The organism is Phnomibacter ginsenosidimutans (genome assembly GCF_009740285.1).
Taxonomy (GTDB): Bacteria; Bacteroidota; Bacteroidia; order Chitinophagales; family Chitinophagaceae; genus Phnomibacter; species Phnomibacter ginsenosidimutans.
This window is the reverse complement of the sequence record NZ_CP046566.1, coordinates 3208586-3224589: the sequence shown is the minus strand read 5'-3', so window position 1 is coordinate 3224589 and position 16004 is coordinate 3208586. Positions and strand designations below refer to the sequence as shown.

The following is a 16004-nucleotide window of genomic DNA, read 5'->3' as shown; positions in this document are numbered from 1 at the left end:
GCATTTGTTGCGGCTGCAAAGCAACGTATCCATAAATTAGTGTTGTCTGCTGATTAAATTATGCGCATTCTCACCACCATCATACTGCTCTTTACCCTTCAGGCAACGCATGCACAGGATCCTCGTTTCAGTCAGTTTTTTGCATCACCGCTTTCGCTGAATCCTGCACTCACTGGCCGATTTGATGGCAGCATGCGGGTGGCGGGCAACTATCGCAACCAGTGGCCGACTATCAACAACGCATTCACTACTTATACGGTAAGTGTAGATGCGCCGATTCTCACTGGCCGCTTACCGGAGATAGACCGGCTTGCCATTGGCGGTATGGCTTTTGCCGATGAGCAAGCAGATGGCGTATTGAAAAATACCTATTACTCTCTCAGCCTTGCGTATCACAAAGGGCTTGATGAAGATGGTTTCCATTCGGTAACGGTAGGCTTTCAGGGCACATATGCGCAAAAGCGGTTGAACACCGCCAACCTGAAGTTTGAAGACCAATTGCGCAGCGATGGTTTTACGGGTATTACCAATGAAATCTTCAACCCGCAAAACCTCAACATCAATTATTTCGATTTGAATACCGGTGTACTGTTCAGTGGTGTGTTTGATGGCAACATGAACTATTACGCCGGTGCTTCTTTGTACCATATCAACAGGCCGAAAGAATCATTTCGGGGTGCCAATTTCGATTTGCAGCACCGCTACACATTGCACGGGGGATTGTATTGGCCGTTGGCCAGTGGTACGGCAACTGTATACACATCGGGCTTGTACCAAAGTCAGGCGGGTGCCCGTGAAGCAGTGCTGGGTGCAGCTGTTGGTTTCAATTTGAACAATGATATTGATTACCGCCCCACTACTTTTTATGCCGGCAGCTGGTATCGCTTTGGCGATGCATTGATTCCTTACATCGGATTAGAATTTGGCAACTGGCGTTTTGGTGCTTCTTACGATGTGAATACGTCTTCATTAAAATCTGCCAGCAACAGCCGGGGCGGGTTTGAAATCTCGCTGATTTACATTCATAAAAAAGATGGTTCTATCGGCATCAACTGTCCGAAGTTCTAACGGTTTTGAGCTGTTTTTCCACTCACAAATTTGTTGCCTTTTACAATGAACCGATAGGGAAGTAAAGCGTCTTCTCCGGCATAATCTACCCCAATGCGGGGTGTAGCAATAATGTCTGATTCGTTGTAACTGAAACCATCATCGGCAATCCAAATCTGTTGTCCCGTAAGGCTTTCGCCGCTGTGCAGGGTATGAATGCCCATGGCTTGTGCCAGACTGCCGGGTCCTTTGGTGAGTGTAGCATCCAATTGTTTTTTATTGCGGCGTTCCAACATATGCTCTATGCCAAACATCGGCTCAGCCGCTCTGATGAGTACAGCTTGTGGTACATCTTTTTTACCAGTAACCACATTGAACAAATGATGCATGCCATAGCATAAATATACGTACGCTATTCCGCCAGTTGCGTACATGGTTTCTGTGCGGTTGGTGCGGCGGTTGCCATAGGCATGGCTGGCTTTGTCTACTACGCCGTTGTACGCTTCTGTTTCTACAATTCTGGCATAGCAGTGCTCGTTATCCCAACGGGTATGCAGTACCTTGCCCAAGAGTTGCGCAGCTACTTGTACCACATCTGTTTGCCTGTAAAAAGAGATGGACAAAGGTTTCATGCATCAAATATCCTGTGTGGGCTGTAATATTGTTTGGAAAAGCGTGACGAAAAAATAGGATACAAATATTTTGCTCAAAGAAATCATCATATCCATTGAAGCCTACGGCAAGGCACACCGGTTCATTGCCACCCACAAACTGTGGCGTTGGATTTTAATACCGGGTATTTTATACATGCTGTTGTTTGCCGTAAGCATGTATTTCTTTTGGAACACCGCCAGCGATGCCGTGGATTATCTCAACACCATCACGGGTTTGCGCAGTTGGCTCGATCGTATGAACAGTGGTTGGCTCAGTTTTCTGGTGTCGTTCGCAGAGTTTGTGCTAACGCTCATTATGCTGCAGTTTTATTTTTCGCTGTTTAAGTTTTTATGGCTCATCATTGGTTCTCCCGTATTTGCCTATCTCAGCGAAAAAACAGAAGCCATTCTCGAGGGCCGTGATTTTCCTTTTAGCGTAGCGCAATTATTGAAAGACATGGTGCGGGGTATCAAACTGGCATTGCGCAATACCCTTTGGCAAACGGTGTACATCATTGCAGTGATGCTACTTTCACTAGTGCCATTGGTTGGTTGGGCAGCGCCATTGCTGGGCTTGTTTATTGAATGCTATTACTACGGTTTCAGCATGCTCGATTATAGTGCGGAGCGTCACAAAATGAGTGCCGGCCAAAGCATTGAATTTATCAGTCAGCACAAAGGATTGGCCATTGGCAATGGCATGGTGTTTTATCTCATGCACATTGTGCCCATTATAGGTTGGGTGCTGGCACCAGCTTATGCGGTGGTAGCTGCTACTATAAGTTTGTATCATCGGGAAGAAATCAGATGATAGATGATAGTTGCTGGTTGGTAGTTGGAAAACTGTTCGATGTTTGTGAACAGTACCTTATCAAATAAGAAATGAGCAACAAAGAAAAAGGCATAAGAAGTTGGCGAACCAACGATTCAATACTAGAACGATTGAACACTGGAATATTCGAACAACAAAAATCTGGCATTCGCCAATGGTCGCCACAAATCAGAAATCCAAAATCCGCAATCAGAAATTTATGTCCGTTTATCTTATTCCCTGTTATCTCTACGAAGGTGTGAATGAAACCATTCCGCCGTATGTGTTGAATGCGGTGAAACAGTGCACTGTTTTTTTTGTAGAAAATGAGCGGACAGCAAGGCGCTATCTCAAAAGCCTGTGGCGGGAAATGGTGATTGATGATTACCGCTGGTATGCCATTGGCAAAGCAGAAGAATCGGTGCTGAATGCCTTTGCACAAGAAGTGAAAAATGGTGCCAACATTGGTATCATCAGCGAGGCTGGCTGCCCCGGTGTAGCCGACCCCGGCCAACTGCTGGTGGCCAAAGCACAGCAGCTGCAGGCAACGGTGAAACCCTTGGTGGGGCCGTCTTCCATTTTGCTGGCATTGATGGCCAGTGGGCTCAACGGGCAGCAGTTTTCTTTTCATGGCTATTTACCCATAGATGCCGCGGAGCGGAAAAAGAAACTGCAGCAACTGGAAGCCGAAGCGCAAAAAACGCAGGGCTGTCATTTGTTTATAGAAACGCCTTACCGCAACGAGCCGATGCTGAAAGACATGCTACAACACCTGCAGCCCAGCACTCGCTTGTGCATAGCTGCCGACATGACGGCACCTACCGAGTGGGTGGCCACCAAAACAATAAAGGAATGGCGGCAATCCACCATTCCTTCGCTGCACAAGAGACCCGTTATTTTTTTAATAGGGTGATTGCGGTCCTGCTTTCATATCAGTGATGGAAATAATGCTGTCAACGATGTACTTACTATTGCCACGCCAAGGGATAGCTCCCAAATATTCCGTATAGCTCAGTTCTACAATTTTGCCGCTGCACAGCCGGAGCTTTTCTGCAATGGCATTGTTGGTAATGCTGAATTCAAACTCGTTGCTCTGCACACTACCGGGCACCTGCGATTTGTAACCCGCCTGAATCAGCCGGCCTTCCCAGGTTTTAAACACATAACCTTTGTACACCACAAAGTTGAGTTCGCCGGCTTTCACGCCTTTTTCGCCAAATGGAAAATAAAAACGCCACCAAAACAACAGGCCGGCGGCTACAAGAATGATGAGTGTGGTAATGCCAACAAATTTGCGCATGGAAATCGGTTTGTACGAATGTAAGGAACACCCGGCAGCGTCTAAAATTTTAGTCGCCGGATTGTTCAAGAAAGCTTCATCAAATATTAGCGAACCTTCCACGCATTTTATCGTTACTTCACAGGTTCAACATTTCAACTACCGTTCAGTATGAGAATTGGAATAGTGCTCTACCCCACATTTGGTGGTAGTGGCGTGCTTGCTACAGAACTGGGTATGGCATTGGCCAACCAGGGGCATCAGGTGCATTTTATTACGTACCGTCAGCCGGTTCGTTTGAGTGCATTCAATGCCAATATTTTTTACCACGAGGTTCGTATTACCACCTATCCGCTGTTTGAATATCCGCCATATGAGTCGGCGCTGGCCAGCACCATTGTAGATGTGGTGCTCAATCAAAAACTCGATTTGCTGCATGTGCACTATGCCATTCCGCATGCATTGAGTGCTTACATAGCCCGGCAAATTCTGGAGAAGAATGATGGCATTCGGTTGCCTGTCATTACCACCCTGCATGGCACGGATATTACGCTGGTGGGTAAAGACAAAACCTACGAGCCGGTGGTTACCTTCAGCATCAACGAAAGCGATGCCATTACGGCCGTATCAGACAACCTGAAAGAAGAAACGTACAAGTCTTTTCATGTAAAAAAAGATATCGAGGTCATTCACAACTTCGTTGACGTTAGTCGTTTTTCAAAAAAGCCGATTGATGCTTTTCGCAAAGCGGTGGCGCCAAATGGCGAACGTATTCTCATACATGCATCCAACTTCAGAAAGCTGAAAAGGGTAGATGATGTGATCCGCATTTTTGCCAAAGTGTTGAAACAGGTGCCCAGCAAACTCATGATGGTGGGTGATGGTCCTGAACGCCACATGGCCGAAGAGCTGAGCCGCGAATTGGACATTTGCAATCATGTTCGATTTGTGGGCAAGCAGGAGCAAATGGAAGACGTGATGGTGATCAGTGATTTGTTTTTGCTGACCAGCGAATACGAAAGTTTTGGCCTGAGTGCATTGGAAGCCATGGCGGCGAGTGTACCTGTGTTAAGCAGCAATGCCGGCGGTATTCCCGAAATAAATGTACATGGTGTAACCGGCTACATGGCACCAGTTGGCCACATTGATGAAATGGCCGAATACGCCATCAGCATGCTGAAAGATGACGACACCTTGGCCCGCTTTAAAAAGCAAGCCTACGAGCATGCCTGCAAGTTCGACATACAGCAAATAGTACCGAAGTACGAAGCCTTGTACGAATCTGTATTATCGAAAGCGAAATAAGTAACTGATTTAATGATCGAATAAAAAAAGCGTAGGAGCAAATCCTACGCCTTTTTATTTATGCAAAATGGTTTTCCTAATTAACTAATCGACTAATCCACCAATTTACCCTTTCATCATCTCCGCAAAATGCTTGTGGAAATAGGGGATGGTTTCGATGCCTTTGTAATAGTTGTCGATGTTGAATTTTTCGTTGGGGCTGTGCAGGTTGTCGCTGTCGAGGCCAAAACCCATGAACACAATTTTTACACCCAGCTCTTGCTCAAACAAGGCACAAATGGGAATGCTGCCACCACCACGAACAGGGATGGGTTCTTTACCAAACGTTTCCAAAATAGCCGCCGCCGCCGCTTTGTAAGGAATGCTGTCAATGGGCGTTACATAAGGCTCGCCGCCATGATGCGGCCTTACTTCTACCTGCACATAGTCAGGGGCAATTTTTTTGAAATGCTCCATGAGCATGGCTTCAATTTTGTGGCTGCTTTGGTTGGGCACCAGGCGGCAACTTACTTTGGCAAAAGCTTTGGATGGCAATACAGTTTTGCTGCCTTCGCCAGTATAGCCACCCCAAATGCCATTCACTTCCAGTGTGGGGCGAATGCCGGTACGTTCGTTTGTGCTAAAGCCTTTTTCACCCCAGAGAGCCTTCACGCCAAGATCGTTCTTGTACTCTTCTTCATCAAAAGGTGCTTCGGCCATTTTGGCTCTTTCAGCCTCGGTAGCCACCAATACATCATCATAAAAACCGGGGATGGTGATGTGGTTGTTTTCGTCGTGCATGCTGGCAATGAGCTGGCACAAAATAGTAGCGGGGTTAGCCACAGCGCCACCGTACACACCGCTGTGCAGGTCGCGGTTGGGGCCGGTTACTTCTACTTCTACATAGGTCAATCCACGTACACCTACATCAATGCTCGGTGTATCGAGGCTAATCATGGCGGTGTCGCTGATGAGAATCACATCGCAAGCCAGCAGTTCTTTGTTGGCCTTCACAAATGTAGCCAGGTTAGGACTGCCTATTTCTTCTTCGCCTTCAATAATAAACTTCACGTTGGTGGGCAGGCCGCCATTGTGGTGCATGGTTTCCAAAGCTTTTACATGCATGTAAAACTGGCCCTTGTCGTCGCAGGCACCACGGGCATAAATTTTACCGTCTTTGATGGTGGGCTCAAAGGGACCGCTGTGCCACAGCTCCAGCGGGTCGGCGGGCTGCACATCGTAGTGGCCATACACCAGTACGGTAGGCAATGATGGGTCAGTTATTTTCTCGCCATACACAATGGGATGGCCTTCGGTAGGATAGATGGTTACACTGTCGGCACCAGCTTCCAACAGGCGGGCTTTTACCGCTTCGGCGCAGGCTTCCATATCGGTTTTGTGTTCGCTGCGGGCACTTACGCTGGGTATACGCAGCAGGTCGAGCAGTTCGTTGAGGAAGCGATCTTTATGCGCTTCGGTATAGGCTTTCCAACTCATAACAATGGTTTGCTTTTTGAGGCTGTAAATGTCGGGTAAAAATGGCTCACCCCGCAGGAAATTAGCAGCAGTTTGGCCAATGTAAAGATGAGAGAACACCGCTGATACATACGGCGTCGTTTGCCAGCTTTGTCCACCTATATTTGACACCTTAACCATTGGGAGAATATGAAGTTCTGTTTTCGTTTCATTTGCCTAATCAGCCTTTGTTGTTTGAGTAAAGTAGAGCTGACAGCACAGGCTGTAGGTGATACTAATATTTTAAAACTGGATTATCAGGGACGCCGGATAATGGATGCTGATGATGCGTACAGCTATCTACTGAAAGTGTGGCAGGAGCCGCCACTCTGGGCCACCGATTTGTACAGCTATCCCGATCAGAAACGCCTCTACACCCGTCATTATGCCGATAGTACCCGGCGTATTTTGCAAGGTTTGTATACCAGTTATCATCCTTCGGGCAATATATCCGAACAAGGCATGTATGAAAATGGCAAACGCCATGGCCGCTTTGAAGGATGGCACGAAAACGGTAAACGAAGCTCCTTGTTTCAGTACAATATGGGCGTAATGATAGATACCAACCGCCGCTGGAACGATGCCGGCGAACTGGTGTATGAAAGTGTGCTCAATGCAGAAGGTACCGGCTATGTAAAAGGCATGAATCGGGGGGCTGGCTTCAACGAATCGGGGCCAATGCTGAAAGGGGCCCGCCATGGCGAGTGGACCATCTATCAAGAAGACCGGTTAATGATGAAAATGCAGTACATCAAAGATTCTATTGCCATAAGTGAATGTTATGATTCGCTGGGCAATGTTGCCAACGGACCTTGCATTTATGAAAGAGAAGCCATGTTTCCCGGCGGTGCCAATGGTTGGTACAGGTATTTGCAAAGCAACCTGCGCTACCCCGACGAAGCAAGACGAGGAGAGATTCAGGGTGTGGTGAAAATCAATTTTACAGTAGATAAAGACGGAGTGCTTTCTGAATACAGCATTGCATCATCGCCGCATGAATCGCTGAGCAGAGAAGTGATTCGCCTGTTGCAAAAAGGCCCCCAATGGATGCCGGCCATTCAATACAACCGGCCTGTAAAAATGCGACACAGTCAGAATGTGGTTTTCCGCCTGCAGTAAGCTATTGTAGTATGTAGCAATCTGCTTCCGTTATTTTTTGCGAATGAGCATGAGCCCATCCCGTACGGTCAACAACACATTTTGGGTACGGTCGTCGCCTTGCACATGGGCATTGAATGCCGCAATGGCTTTGGCGTTTTTACCTTTCAGTTCGTCTTGTAAAACTTCACCATGAAAGAGCACATTGTCGGCCAGTAAAAAACTGCCAGCGGCCATGCGGGGTACCAGCATGTTGTAGTAATCGATGTACGATATTTTATCGGCATCAATAAACACCAAGTCCCAACTTTCTTGTAGTGTCGGAATGATTTGTCTTGCATCGCCCTGCAACAACCGCAGTTGATTTTTCTTTTCAGAACGATCGAAAAAAGATTGCGCTGTGGCAGCATCTTCGGCCCGCATTTCCAGCGTATACAACAAGCCATCTTCGGGCAGGCCGGCGGCCAAACACAATGCACTAAACCCGGTGAATGTACCTATTTCCAAAATGCGTTTGGGGCGAAGCATATGGCTCAACTGTTGCAGTAGTAGGCCTTGCACTGCACCACTAATCATATGCGCTTTGGGATGATGTTGTTCGGTATAGGCCAGTACTTCTTGCAACAGCGGTTCCAACGGGCTGCAGTGTTGTGAAGCGTAAGATTCCAAATCCTGTGGCATGTGCATTGGTTGAATTGGCACGAAGGTAGTGGATGAGTGAGTAGTCGGGAGACGGGAGACAGTAGTCCGAAAGTCCGAAAGACGGAAAGTCCGGAAGATGGAAAGTTGGGAGTCCATTGCCAAACGCTAAGTCCCCTCTCCCTTGGGAGAGGCCGGGAGAGGTAGAATTAGTGAAGGGAAGTCCGGAAGTCCGGAGTTGGTAGACGGAAGTCCGTAGTCCGTAGAAGTTAAGTCCGGAGTTCACAGCCTGGCTCTACGTCCCCTCTCCCTTGGGAGAGGCTGGGAGAGGTATAATTAATGAAGGGAAGTCCGGAGTCGGTATTGCTAACATCTGTCATCTAACATCCACTTTCCGTCCTGTATCTTTATTACCTATGCATTTTCCCGATACACAATCCGATCATTCACCATCGCTGAAGCCGTCGCGTAAAAAGCCGATGTATAAAATCGGTTCTGCCTTGCGACAGTTTTTGCAGCAGCATGGCCGCGAAAAAAAGTACCTGGTTAATTATACCGATTTGCGGCGCTTCACGTATTCATCGCCGTTGAAAGACAAGCATGGTAAGGATACAATGTGGGAAACCGTTTCGTACGACAGCCGCGACTGGGATTACCTGCGGGAAGTGCTGGTAGAAACTTATGCAGCACTCCGTACCGAAGGCGACCTCACGTTTGTACCGCAGCTCGATTTGGCAAGGGTAGATTTTTGTCCTTTCGGCAATTCGCAACCCTTCCGCATTCGCATTGTCAATAAGTTCAACGATAACTACGATCACTACTATGTAAAGCAGGCCGATGCTTCCCGCATTTATGGTTTGGAACTGGAGCATATGTTATCGCCCAACCGTATTACATTTTTAACCAGTGGCGATACGCTGATAGAAGAACACATACCCGGCATACCCGGCGATGTGTTTATTCAGCAATACATGGAAGATCCGAACTTCAATAAAATCAGGTTTGCCAAAGAGTTTGTGAAGTTTAACGAGCGTTGCTTTGTGCGGTTGCTGGGCGATATGCGGAGCTACAATTTTGTGGTCAATATTACGCCCGATGTTGAAGATTATCAGTACCGCATCCGGGCCATCGACTTTGATCAGCAATCGTATGAAGGGCGGAAAAATTTATACCTCTGCCAATTTTTAAAAGAAAATTACCCGCTGGTTGAATTAACGCTGAAGCACTTGAACAAGGACAGCATTGAGCAATATCAGGCAGAGGAAAGAACGTTGATGTCTTTCAGATTGGCGACATCGAGATACCGGTTGAAACATCTGTTGGACATCATGCATAAAGATGAAATAGCCCCGCCAGAAAAGCTGGCACAGCTACGGCAGGAGTTGGCCGATCATTATCATGAACCTCATTTTTTAAAATGCGCCTCTATGGGAGATGTGGTAAAAATGCACATGAAACAAACGCTTCGCAAGAGCATGAAGCTACTGCCCAGAGTGAGGGCTCGATATGACGATTGATAAAAAAAGGAGCACCGTATTGATGCTCCTTTTTTTATTAGAAGTTGGGCTCCAGTTTATGCTTTGTATAAAAGTCGAGGATGTAGTTGGTGACTTCTTTTGGCGTATCTACCACGGTAAACAATTCTATGTCGCCCGGGCTGATATATTTTTCCTTCAGCATGGTATTGTTTACCCAGTCTACCAATCCTTTCCAGTAATCGCGGCCCACCAGCACCATGGGTACCCGGTGCATTTTGTTGGTTTGTACCAGGGTCATTACTTCAAAAAATTCATCCTGTGTACCAAAGCCACCGGGCATCATTACAAATGCCTGCGAGTATTTCATGAACAGCGTTTTGCGTACAAAGAAGTAATCAAAATGCAGGTTCTTATCGCGGTCGATATAGCTGTTGGGCTTTTGCTCGAAAGGCAGTTCAATATTGAGGCCTACTGATTTTCCACCCGCCAAAAAAGCGCCTTTATTGGCCGCTTCCATAATGCCGGGGCCACCACCGGAAATGATACCAAAACCTTCCTGCGACAATTCACGGGCTATTTCTACGGCCAGCTCATAGTGCGGATGACCGGGCTGTGTACGGGCACTTCCAAAAATGCTGATGCAGGGCCCGATGCGGCTCAGCGCTTCAAAGCCATCTACAAACTCAGCCATGATTTTAAAGATTTGCCAGCTGCTGTGTGCTTTGCTTTCTGCCCACCGGCGGGGCTGTGCGGTTTTCACTACTTCATTCATATGCGTGGGTCGTTTATTATTCGTGTATTACAAAAGTTGTGTGTCAAAGTTGATGGCTATTGGCCAACCTGTACATCATTTAACAATCATGCTACAACCGGCTGCGTATTGGTTTTGTGCGATACCATCCACAAACCAATAAAGGTGAGCAGCCCGTTGATGATGAGCAGTTCGAGACCGATTTCAAAATTGCCAAACAGGCTTTTCTGAAAAAAATCGATGAAGAAACAAATGATGGGAGCCGTGATGCAAACAATGGGCACCAGTTTGTCTTTTACCTGGCGTTTGGTAATGATGCCGAAGGTAAATAAACCCAATAGCGGCCCATAGGTATAGCCTGCTACTTTCAGTATTACCCCAATCATACTCGGGCTGTCTATCCATTTAAAGAGCATCACAAATACAAGGAAGATACCTGCGAAAATGAGGTGTACCCGCTGGCGAAGTTTTTTCTGTGCGGCTTCATCCAAATCGGTGCGGCGTTTGAGGCCAATAATGTCGATACAGAAAGAAGATGTGAGGGCCGTAATGGCGCCGTCGGCACTGGGAAACAAGGCACTGATAAGGGCGATGATGAAGATGATGCTAAAGGCATGCGGCATGTATTGCAATGCCAGCGTGGGGAACAGTTTATCATTCGTTACATTTTTACCATCCAGCATCAGTTTGCCAGCTTCCCACACAGCGCCTTTTTCAAACGCATACAGGTGCATAATGCCACCGAGGAACAAGAATAACAGAATAACCAGCAGCATGATACCGCCGAGCACCAACACGTTTTTCTGAGAATCTTTCAGGGTACGTACGCTGATGTTTTTTTGCATCATTTCCTGGTCCATACCGGTCATGGTAATGGTGATGAATGCACCCGCCAGAATTTGTTTTACAAAAAGAGTTTGCTGCCCGGCTCACCAAAAAACACTTTGGAGTAAGGGGCGCCTTCGGGGTTGATAGTATTGCCGAGTTGTGCTACGGCTTCGCCCACACCTATGTTGAGCTGCGATAAAATGAAGTACACACAAAGCACCAAACCGGCCAGCATACAAGTGGTTTGTAGCATGTCGGTATACACAATGGTTTTTACACCGCCTTCGTACGTGTATACCAGAATCATGAGCAGTAGTATGAGTGTGGTAGCCCAAAACGGTATGTTGAAACTACTGAGGATGGCATCCTGCAAAATATTCACCACGAGATACAAGCGGGCCGTGGCGCCCAATGTACGGCTGAGTATAAAAAAGCCGGCGCCAGTTTTGTACGATTTAAAACCAAGCCTGGAGCTGAGGTAATTGTAAATAGACGTGAGGTTGAGCCGGTAATACAAAGGCAGCAACACATACGCTATTACTATGTAACCTATGAGATAACCGAGGGTAATTTGAAAGTAGGCAAAGGACTCTTTGGCCACCCCGCCGGGCACACTTACAAATGTAACGCCACTCAGACTTGTGCCGATCATGCCAAAGGCGACCAGCATCCAGTTGCTGTTTCTGTTGCCTATAAAAAAAGAATCATTGTTGGCATTGCGACTGGTGTACCAAGCCACCCCCAGCAATACTAAAAAGTAGACAAACACAATCGATAACAACAGCAATGCACTCATAGCTAAACATGTAATTGGTTGACGGTACAAAATAGGCATTTACCACATACCGAAGCGGTGAAGCATAAGGTTGGGTACTGCCTTTTTGCAACACTAGGCTGAAACATTATTAAGAAAAAATAATTAGTACGGTGCTGCATACTTTTCGGCGTGTTGTACCTTGCACACACTATGAAAAGGATGGAAGCACTGGCCGTGTTTTGCGGTTCGAAGAATGGCGTAAATGATTTGTTTGCCATACATGCCCGTCAGTTGGGGCGCTTGTTGGCCGAAGAAAATATCCGGTTGATTTATGGTGGTGGCAGCAAGGGATTGATGGGGGCCGTGGCCGATGCGGCGCTGGAATCGGGCGGTAAGGTGATTGGGGTGATCCCAGAGCAGTTGCGCAGCTGGGAGCATCAGCACAACAACCTGACCGAATTGCATGTGGTAAAAGACATGCACACCCGTAAGAAAATGATGTATGAATTGTGTGATGCGGCCATTGTACTGCCCGGCGGTTTTGGCACCATGGATGAGCTGTTTGAAATGCTTACGTGGAACCAGCTGGCCATACACGACAAGCCCATTTTTGTGCTCAATAGTGGTGGTTATTATTCCGATTTATTTCAGATGATGCAACGCATGCAGCAGCAAGGATTTTTGTATGATCCTGTGAGTGAACGGGTGGGCATTTTTGATTTGCCACAAACCCTGATGCATCATGTGTTGTCTCTCAGCAAGCTTTAGAGCGAAAAGCCAATATTGAAAAAAGCACGTTTGCCATACGGCGAACGGTTGTTTTGCAATACATCGTATTGCAGGCTCAGCATGGTTTGGCCACGGTTGCCCATAGGTATGGCTACGCCGCCACCCAGCAAGAGGGTAGGTATGAAGGCGCCATCAATTTTTACATCGGGTGCCGGTGGATTTTTGTATTTGATTTTGCCCCAGTTGTAGTTGAGCTCCGGCTGTGCCGACAAAAACAAAAAGTTGACCGGATACACCCGCGTAAACACATTCAAACCAGCGTAGCCATAATTGAAGCGTTCACTTTCATCGCCATTGAAGTAGCGAAATTTTTGGCTGGAATATGAAAAGTTGACACCGGCCCCGGCCACTATATTCTTGGTAAACGCATAACCCACCTGTGGCGAAAACTGAATGAAGGTAAAATCGCCAAAAGTGGCGCCAATGTTGCCGCCAAATACCAGTTTCGATTTGTCGAACTTTTTGGGTGCTTCTTCGGGAGCTGGTGTTTCTTGTGCTACTGCGTTTGCAGCCAGTAAAATAAGCAGTGCCAGTGTCAGCCAGTTTTTCATAGACATGTAGTTGTGTGTTCTGATGCAAAATAGAACAAAAATGTTGGAGAAAAGCTTGCCGGCTTTTTCGGCTCCTGCTGTACCGGACAGCGCTAAGACTTTGTTAAGAGGGATGAAGGAATTTTGTACGAATTGAATCGTACTATATTTACGAAACAATTCGTAAAACAAAAAAAATCAACACACATGCAACAAATGATGTACCGCCGCCGCTGGCTATTGCCGGCCATTGTAGTTGTAACCGCCCTTTTGTTGTTACAGCCTCCGTTTCGGGGTTTTGCGCAGCCCAGGGCCGCTCCGCCTGCTGCAGCTGATACCACCCGTAAAAAATCTGTAAACATGGCGGAGGCTGAAGCCCGGTTGGCCGAAGCCATGGCCGCTTTGCAACAAGCCATGGCCAACCTGCCGAAAGATGCGCTGCTGCAGGCCCGGGCCGGCATGCAAACCGCCCTGCAGCAGCTTGATTTGCAGGCCGTGGAAGCATCGCTGCAAGCATCCAAAGCGCAACTCGATGCTATCCGATTGAACAAGGACATTAGCAAACACCTGAGCCACGAAGCTTTGGCCGCCATGGAATCGGAGCTGGCCCATGCCCGGCAGGTGCAGACCACAGAAATGGCCAGTGCCATGAAAGAAATGCAGGCGGCCCTTGCGGGTAAAGAAAAAGAAATGCAGCAGGCCATGGCCGAAGCCCAAGTACAGCTAAAAGCCGCTGAGGCGCAATTGAAAAAAACACAGGAAGGGCTGAAAGAGTTGAAGAAAGATGGATTGCTGAAAGATGAGGAGCAAGTGCAGCTGGAATGGAAGGAGGGTATTCTGTACATCAACGGAGCGGCACAATCGAAAGCCGTATCGGAGAAGTACAAAGTCTATTTTGGTGAAGAGCCGCCAACCGCCAATAAAACCGGCAAACGCATCGTTCTATAACAAGTCCACACCACACCCAAGCGTACACACATTTACCAACGACCGGAAATCTGGCCTCCACCGATTTCCGGTTTTTTCATGTTGCCCTTCTGTGGTAGCTGGGGATGTGAATGTGAATGTTTTCAATAGTAACGGCAACTGTTGTAGATTAGCATCAATAGCTGTTGGTGATAACTACGGCTAATAGGTAGCAATGAATTCACAACTGCATCGGTTATTTTTTGGGCTACTGGTGGCACAGACATTCATCAGTTGTATGCCAAATGAATCTTCTCGAGGGGGGCTGGTACTCGAACGGAATAAATCAGGTGTAGTGATTGCTGAGTTAAACTACGCTGCAGACTCTGTACTACATGGCCCTGCAAAGTATTACTATGATAATGCAGTTTTATCCGATTCATTATTCTATCTAAATGGATTAAGAGAAGGATTGCACTACCACTATGATTCTTTAGGAAACCTTGAGAGCATCATACAATTTAAAAAAGGACAGCAAGACGGGACAGCAAGTTGGTTTTATCCTGACGGCAGTCTCCAGGAAAAAGGATTTTGGTGGAAGGGAGACGCATATGGCAACTACTATTGGTATTTCCGAAATGGAAAGATGGCTTCCTATTGTTTCTACAATCTGGAAGGAAAGTGCGGTTACAAGATTGATTTTGATAGCAGCGGTACGAAAGTGAAAGAAAAGGGGCGTTTCATTAACCAAATAAATTTTGTAAGTAAAGCATGGCCTGATCCAGAGGAAGGTTTTCCTGTTATTTTAAGAACAGGCGATTCTTTAGCATTGGAAATTGCCATTGCCAGTCCTCCCATATATGCCACAACCCTTCAGTTGATAGTAAAGAAAGATGAACAAGCTATCGAGAATCGTTTAATTAATATAGGTAGTACTCCCATTGAACTTAATCGACAATTCGATAGTGTAGGAATCTACAAATTTGACTTTATTCTAGCGGCAACAGAAAAAGTGAAGAGGAATAAGAAAAATGAAGCATTGTCGATTGTAGTAATTGTAAATGAGGATAAGTAAGAGTCAGGGTATTCGATATTTGTCGCCGTTTTCGGGTGTTATCTCCCGCAACTACGAGAGTGCACAAATTGAAGTAGGTGATGTCAGCAACAGTGGTATCTTCGAAATGACAGCTCAACAGGAAATTTAAATTAGAATGCTGTGTATGGATAAATTGGTTCGTGAGCCACGAACCATGGCAGCGGAAGTATAAGCTTGATAAGTGGCCTGCAAGGCAGAGCATTTACAATACAGGCTTATAATTTATTACCATTGATGTTGGCGATAACAACATTTGCAGCATAAAGCCTAATCAATCTAATTATGAACGGGAGAACCTTTTTTCTTTTTACTACTTTAATTGGACTCGTGGGGATTATTGGATTTGGTCTGCCAGTTGTTACCGCGAAGTATATCAAACACATCAGTTTATTTGATACAACTACTCCAGGGTTAATGTCAGATTTTTTGGAAGTAAGTTATCTGAGATTTTTGATTTATGTTTTATTATGGATTCTAATAAATTATATATGTTATCTAATTTGGAGCAGTTTTAGAAAGATAAAGTAATGCTATTCTTATTCT

General features: G+C 46.5%; 18 protein-coding genes. 10 read left to right on the top strand and 8 right to left on the bottom strand.

Annotated elements, in window-relative coordinates:
* The first annotated feature begins 60 nt into the window (after positions 1-60).
* Entirely contained in the window at positions 61-1068 is a 1008-nt protein-coding gene (locus GLV81_RS13930; protein WP_157479406.1) for a PorP/SprF family type IX secretion system membrane protein, read from the top strand.
* On the opposite strand, the gene GLV81_RS13925 is transcribed toward GLV81_RS13930, so the two are convergent.
* A complete protein-coding gene (locus GLV81_RS13925) occupies positions 1065-1679 on the bottom strand; it encodes a DNA-3-methyladenine glycosylase (RefSeq protein ID WP_157479405.1) in 615 nt (204 codons plus the stop codon). The two genes, GLV81_RS13930 and GLV81_RS13925, sit on opposite strands and share 4 nt — an antisense overlap.
* Positions 1680-1749: 70 nt before the next feature.
* Here GLV81_RS13925 and GLV81_RS13920 point away from each other — a divergent pair, with 70 nt between their 5' ends.
* Together GLV81_RS13920 and GLV81_RS13915 are read left to right on the top strand one after the other, a co-directional pair.
* Positions 1750-2511, top strand: coding sequence for an EI24 domain-containing protein (locus tag GLV81_RS13920; RefSeq protein WP_157479404.1), 762 nt, complete (start codon positions 1750-1752; stop codon positions 2509-2511).
* Between the two features lie 220 nt (positions 2512-2731).
* On the top strand, positions 2732-3424 hold the full coding sequence (locus GLV81_RS13915) for an SAM-dependent methyltransferase (protein ID WP_157479403.1): 693 nt from the start codon (positions 2732-2734) through the stop codon (positions 3422-3424).
* Here the strand turns inward: GLV81_RS13915 and GLV81_RS13910 are convergent.
* Entirely contained in the window at positions 3413-3811 is a 399-nt protein-coding gene (locus GLV81_RS13910) for a hypothetical protein (RefSeq protein WP_157479402.1), read from the bottom strand. The genes GLV81_RS13915 and GLV81_RS13910 overlap by 12 nt on opposite strands.
* Before the next feature lie 150 nt (positions 3812-3961).
* On the opposite strand from GLV81_RS13910, the gene bshA reads away from it, so the two are divergent.
* Positions 3962-5095 (top strand): N-acetyl-alpha-D-glucosaminyl L-malate synthase BshA, encoded by a 1134-nt coding sequence (gene bshA / locus GLV81_RS13905; RefSeq protein ID WP_157479401.1) that lies wholly within the window; start codon positions 3962-3964, stop codon positions 5093-5095.
* A gap of 105 nt (positions 5096-5200) precedes the next feature.
* On the opposite strand, the gene GLV81_RS13900 is transcribed toward bshA, so the two are convergent.
* Positions 5201-6730: a dipeptidase gene (locus tag GLV81_RS13900; protein WP_246186017.1), complete on the bottom strand. Its 1530-nt coding sequence runs from the start codon at positions 6728-6730 to the stop codon at positions 5201-5203.
* Positions 6731-6784: 54 nt separating this feature from the next.
* Here GLV81_RS13900 and GLV81_RS13895 point away from each other — a divergent pair, with 54 nt between their 5' ends.
* Complete coding sequence (locus GLV81_RS13895) at positions 6785-7708, top strand: energy transducer TonB (protein ID WP_197428338.1); 924 nt, start codon at positions 6785-6787, stop codon at positions 7706-7708.
* A 30-nt stretch (positions 7709-7738) separates the two neighbouring features.
* Here the strand turns inward: GLV81_RS13895 and GLV81_RS13890 are convergent, their stop codons facing one another.
* Positions 7739-8368 carry an O-methyltransferase gene (locus GLV81_RS13890; RefSeq protein WP_246186016.1) on the bottom strand — a complete coding sequence of 210 codons (630 nt, stop codon included), beginning with the start codon at positions 8366-8368 and terminating at the stop codon, positions 7739-7741.
* A gap of 374 nt (positions 8369-8742) precedes the next feature.
* On the opposite strand from GLV81_RS13890, the gene GLV81_RS13885 reads away from it, so the two are divergent.
* Positions 8743-9843, top strand: coding sequence for a hypothetical protein (locus tag GLV81_RS13885; RefSeq protein ID WP_157479399.1), 1101 nt, complete (start codon positions 8743-8745; stop codon positions 9841-9843).
* 37 nt (positions 9844-9880) lie between these two features.
* Here the strand turns inward: GLV81_RS13885 and GLV81_RS13880 are convergent, their stop codons facing one another.
* The 3 genes from GLV81_RS13880 to GLV81_RS20550 form a co-directional block, all read right to left on the bottom strand.
* On the bottom strand, positions 9881-10576 hold the full coding sequence (locus GLV81_RS13880) for an LOG family protein (protein WP_157479398.1): 696 nt from the start codon (positions 10574-10576) through the stop codon (positions 9881-9883).
* An 86-nt stretch (positions 10577-10662) separates the two neighbouring features.
* Entirely contained in the window at positions 10663-11424 is a 762-nt protein-coding gene (locus GLV81_RS20555) for a sodium:solute symporter family transporter (RefSeq protein ID WP_246186015.1), read from the bottom strand.
* Positions 11425-11459: 35 nt separating this feature from the next.
* The gene (locus GLV81_RS20550; protein WP_246186014.1) at positions 11460-12179 is read right to left on the bottom strand and encodes a sodium:solute symporter family transporter; all 720 of its coding nucleotides are present in this window, start codon (positions 12177-12179) and stop codon (positions 11460-11462) included.
* A gap of 171 nt (positions 12180-12350) precedes the next feature.
* Here GLV81_RS20550 and GLV81_RS13870 point away from each other — a divergent pair, with 171 nt between their 5' ends.
* Entirely contained in the window at positions 12351-12908 is a 558-nt protein-coding gene (locus GLV81_RS13870) for an LOG family protein (protein ID WP_157479397.1), read from the top strand.
* On the opposite strand, the gene GLV81_RS13865 is transcribed toward GLV81_RS13870, so the two are convergent.
* Complete coding sequence (locus GLV81_RS13865) at positions 12905-13480, bottom strand: hypothetical protein (RefSeq protein ID WP_157479396.1); 576 nt, start codon at positions 13478-13480, stop codon at positions 12905-12907. The two genes, GLV81_RS13870 and GLV81_RS13865, sit on opposite strands and share 4 nt — an antisense overlap.
* Positions 13481-13666: 186 nt before the next feature.
* On the opposite strand from GLV81_RS13865, the gene GLV81_RS13860 reads away from it, so the two are divergent.
* From GLV81_RS13860 to GLV81_RS13850, 3 genes are all read left to right on the top strand, one after another.
* On the top strand, positions 13667-14407 hold the full coding sequence (locus tag GLV81_RS13860; RefSeq protein WP_157479395.1) for a hypothetical protein: 741 nt from the start codon (positions 13667-13669) through the stop codon (positions 14405-14407).
* A gap of 193 nt (positions 14408-14600) precedes the next feature.
* Complete coding sequence (locus tag GLV81_RS13855) at positions 14601-15440, top strand: toxin-antitoxin system YwqK family antitoxin (RefSeq protein ID WP_157479394.1); 840 nt, start codon at positions 14601-14603, stop codon at positions 15438-15440.
* Complete coding sequence (locus GLV81_RS13850) at positions 15427-15570, top strand: hypothetical protein (protein WP_157479393.1); 144 nt, start codon at positions 15427-15429, stop codon at positions 15568-15570. Before GLV81_RS13855 ends, GLV81_RS13850 begins: the two co-directional genes overlap by 14 nt.
* The last annotated feature ends 434 nt before the right edge of the window (positions 15571-16004 follow it).

What these genes read in the sequence shown, in the direction of transcription:
- GLV81_RS13930 (WP_157479406.1), top strand. Translation starts at nt 61, where the DNA reads ATGCGCATTCTCACCACCATCATACTGCTCTTTACCCTTCAGGCAACG.
- GLV81_RS13925 (WP_157479405.1), bottom strand. Translation starts at nt 1,679, where the DNA reads ATGAAACCTTTGTCCATCTCTTTTTACAGGCAAACAGATGTGGTACAA.
- GLV81_RS13915 (WP_157479403.1), top strand. Translation starts at nt 2,732, where the DNA reads ATGTCCGTTTATCTTATTCCCTGTTATCTCTACGAAGGTGTGAATGAA.
- GLV81_RS13910 (WP_157479402.1), bottom strand. Translation starts at nt 3,811, where the DNA reads ATGCGCAAATTTGTTGGCATTACCACACTCATCATTCTTGTAGCCGCC.
- bshA (WP_157479401.1), top strand. Translation starts at nt 3,962, where the DNA reads ATGAGAATTGGAATAGTGCTCTACCCCACATTTGGTGGTAGTGGCGTG.
- GLV81_RS13900 (WP_246186017.1), bottom strand. Translation starts at nt 6,730, where the DNA reads ATGGTTAAGGTGTCAAATATAGGTGGACAAAGCTGGCAAACGACGCCG.
- GLV81_RS13890 (WP_246186016.1), bottom strand. Translation starts at nt 8,368, where the DNA reads ATGCCACAGGATTTGGAATCTTACGCTTCACAACACTGCAGCCCGTTG.
- GLV81_RS13885 (WP_157479399.1), top strand. Translation starts at nt 8,743, where the DNA reads ATGCATTTTCCCGATACACAATCCGATCATTCACCATCGCTGAAGCCG.
- GLV81_RS13880 (WP_157479398.1), bottom strand. Translation starts at nt 10,576, where the DNA reads ATGAATGAAGTAGTGAAAACCGCACAGCCCCGCCGGTGGGCAGAAAGC.
- GLV81_RS20555 (WP_246186015.1), bottom strand. Translation starts at nt 11,424, where the DNA reads ATGACCGGTATGGACCAGGAAATGATGCAAAAAAACATCAGCGTACGT.
- GLV81_RS20550 (WP_246186014.1), bottom strand. Translation starts at nt 12,179, where the DNA reads ATGAGTGCATTGCTGTTGTTATCGATTGTGTTTGTCTACTTTTTAGTA.
- GLV81_RS13870 (WP_157479397.1), top strand. Translation starts at nt 12,351, where the DNA reads ATGAAAAGGATGGAAGCACTGGCCGTGTTTTGCGGTTCGAAGAATGGC.
- GLV81_RS13865 (WP_157479396.1), bottom strand. Translation starts at nt 13,480, where the DNA reads ATGAAAAACTGGCTGACACTGGCACTGCTTATTTTACTGGCTGCAAAC.
- GLV81_RS13860 (WP_157479395.1), top strand. Translation starts at nt 13,667, where the DNA reads ATGCAACAAATGATGTACCGCCGCCGCTGGCTATTGCCGGCCATTGTA.
- GLV81_RS13855 (WP_157479394.1), top strand. Translation starts at nt 14,601, where the DNA reads ATGAATTCACAACTGCATCGGTTATTTTTTGGGCTACTGGTGGCACAG.
- GLV81_RS13850 (WP_157479393.1), top strand. Translation starts at nt 15,427, where the DNA reads ATGAGGATAAGTAAGAGTCAGGGTATTCGATATTTGTCGCCGTTTTCG.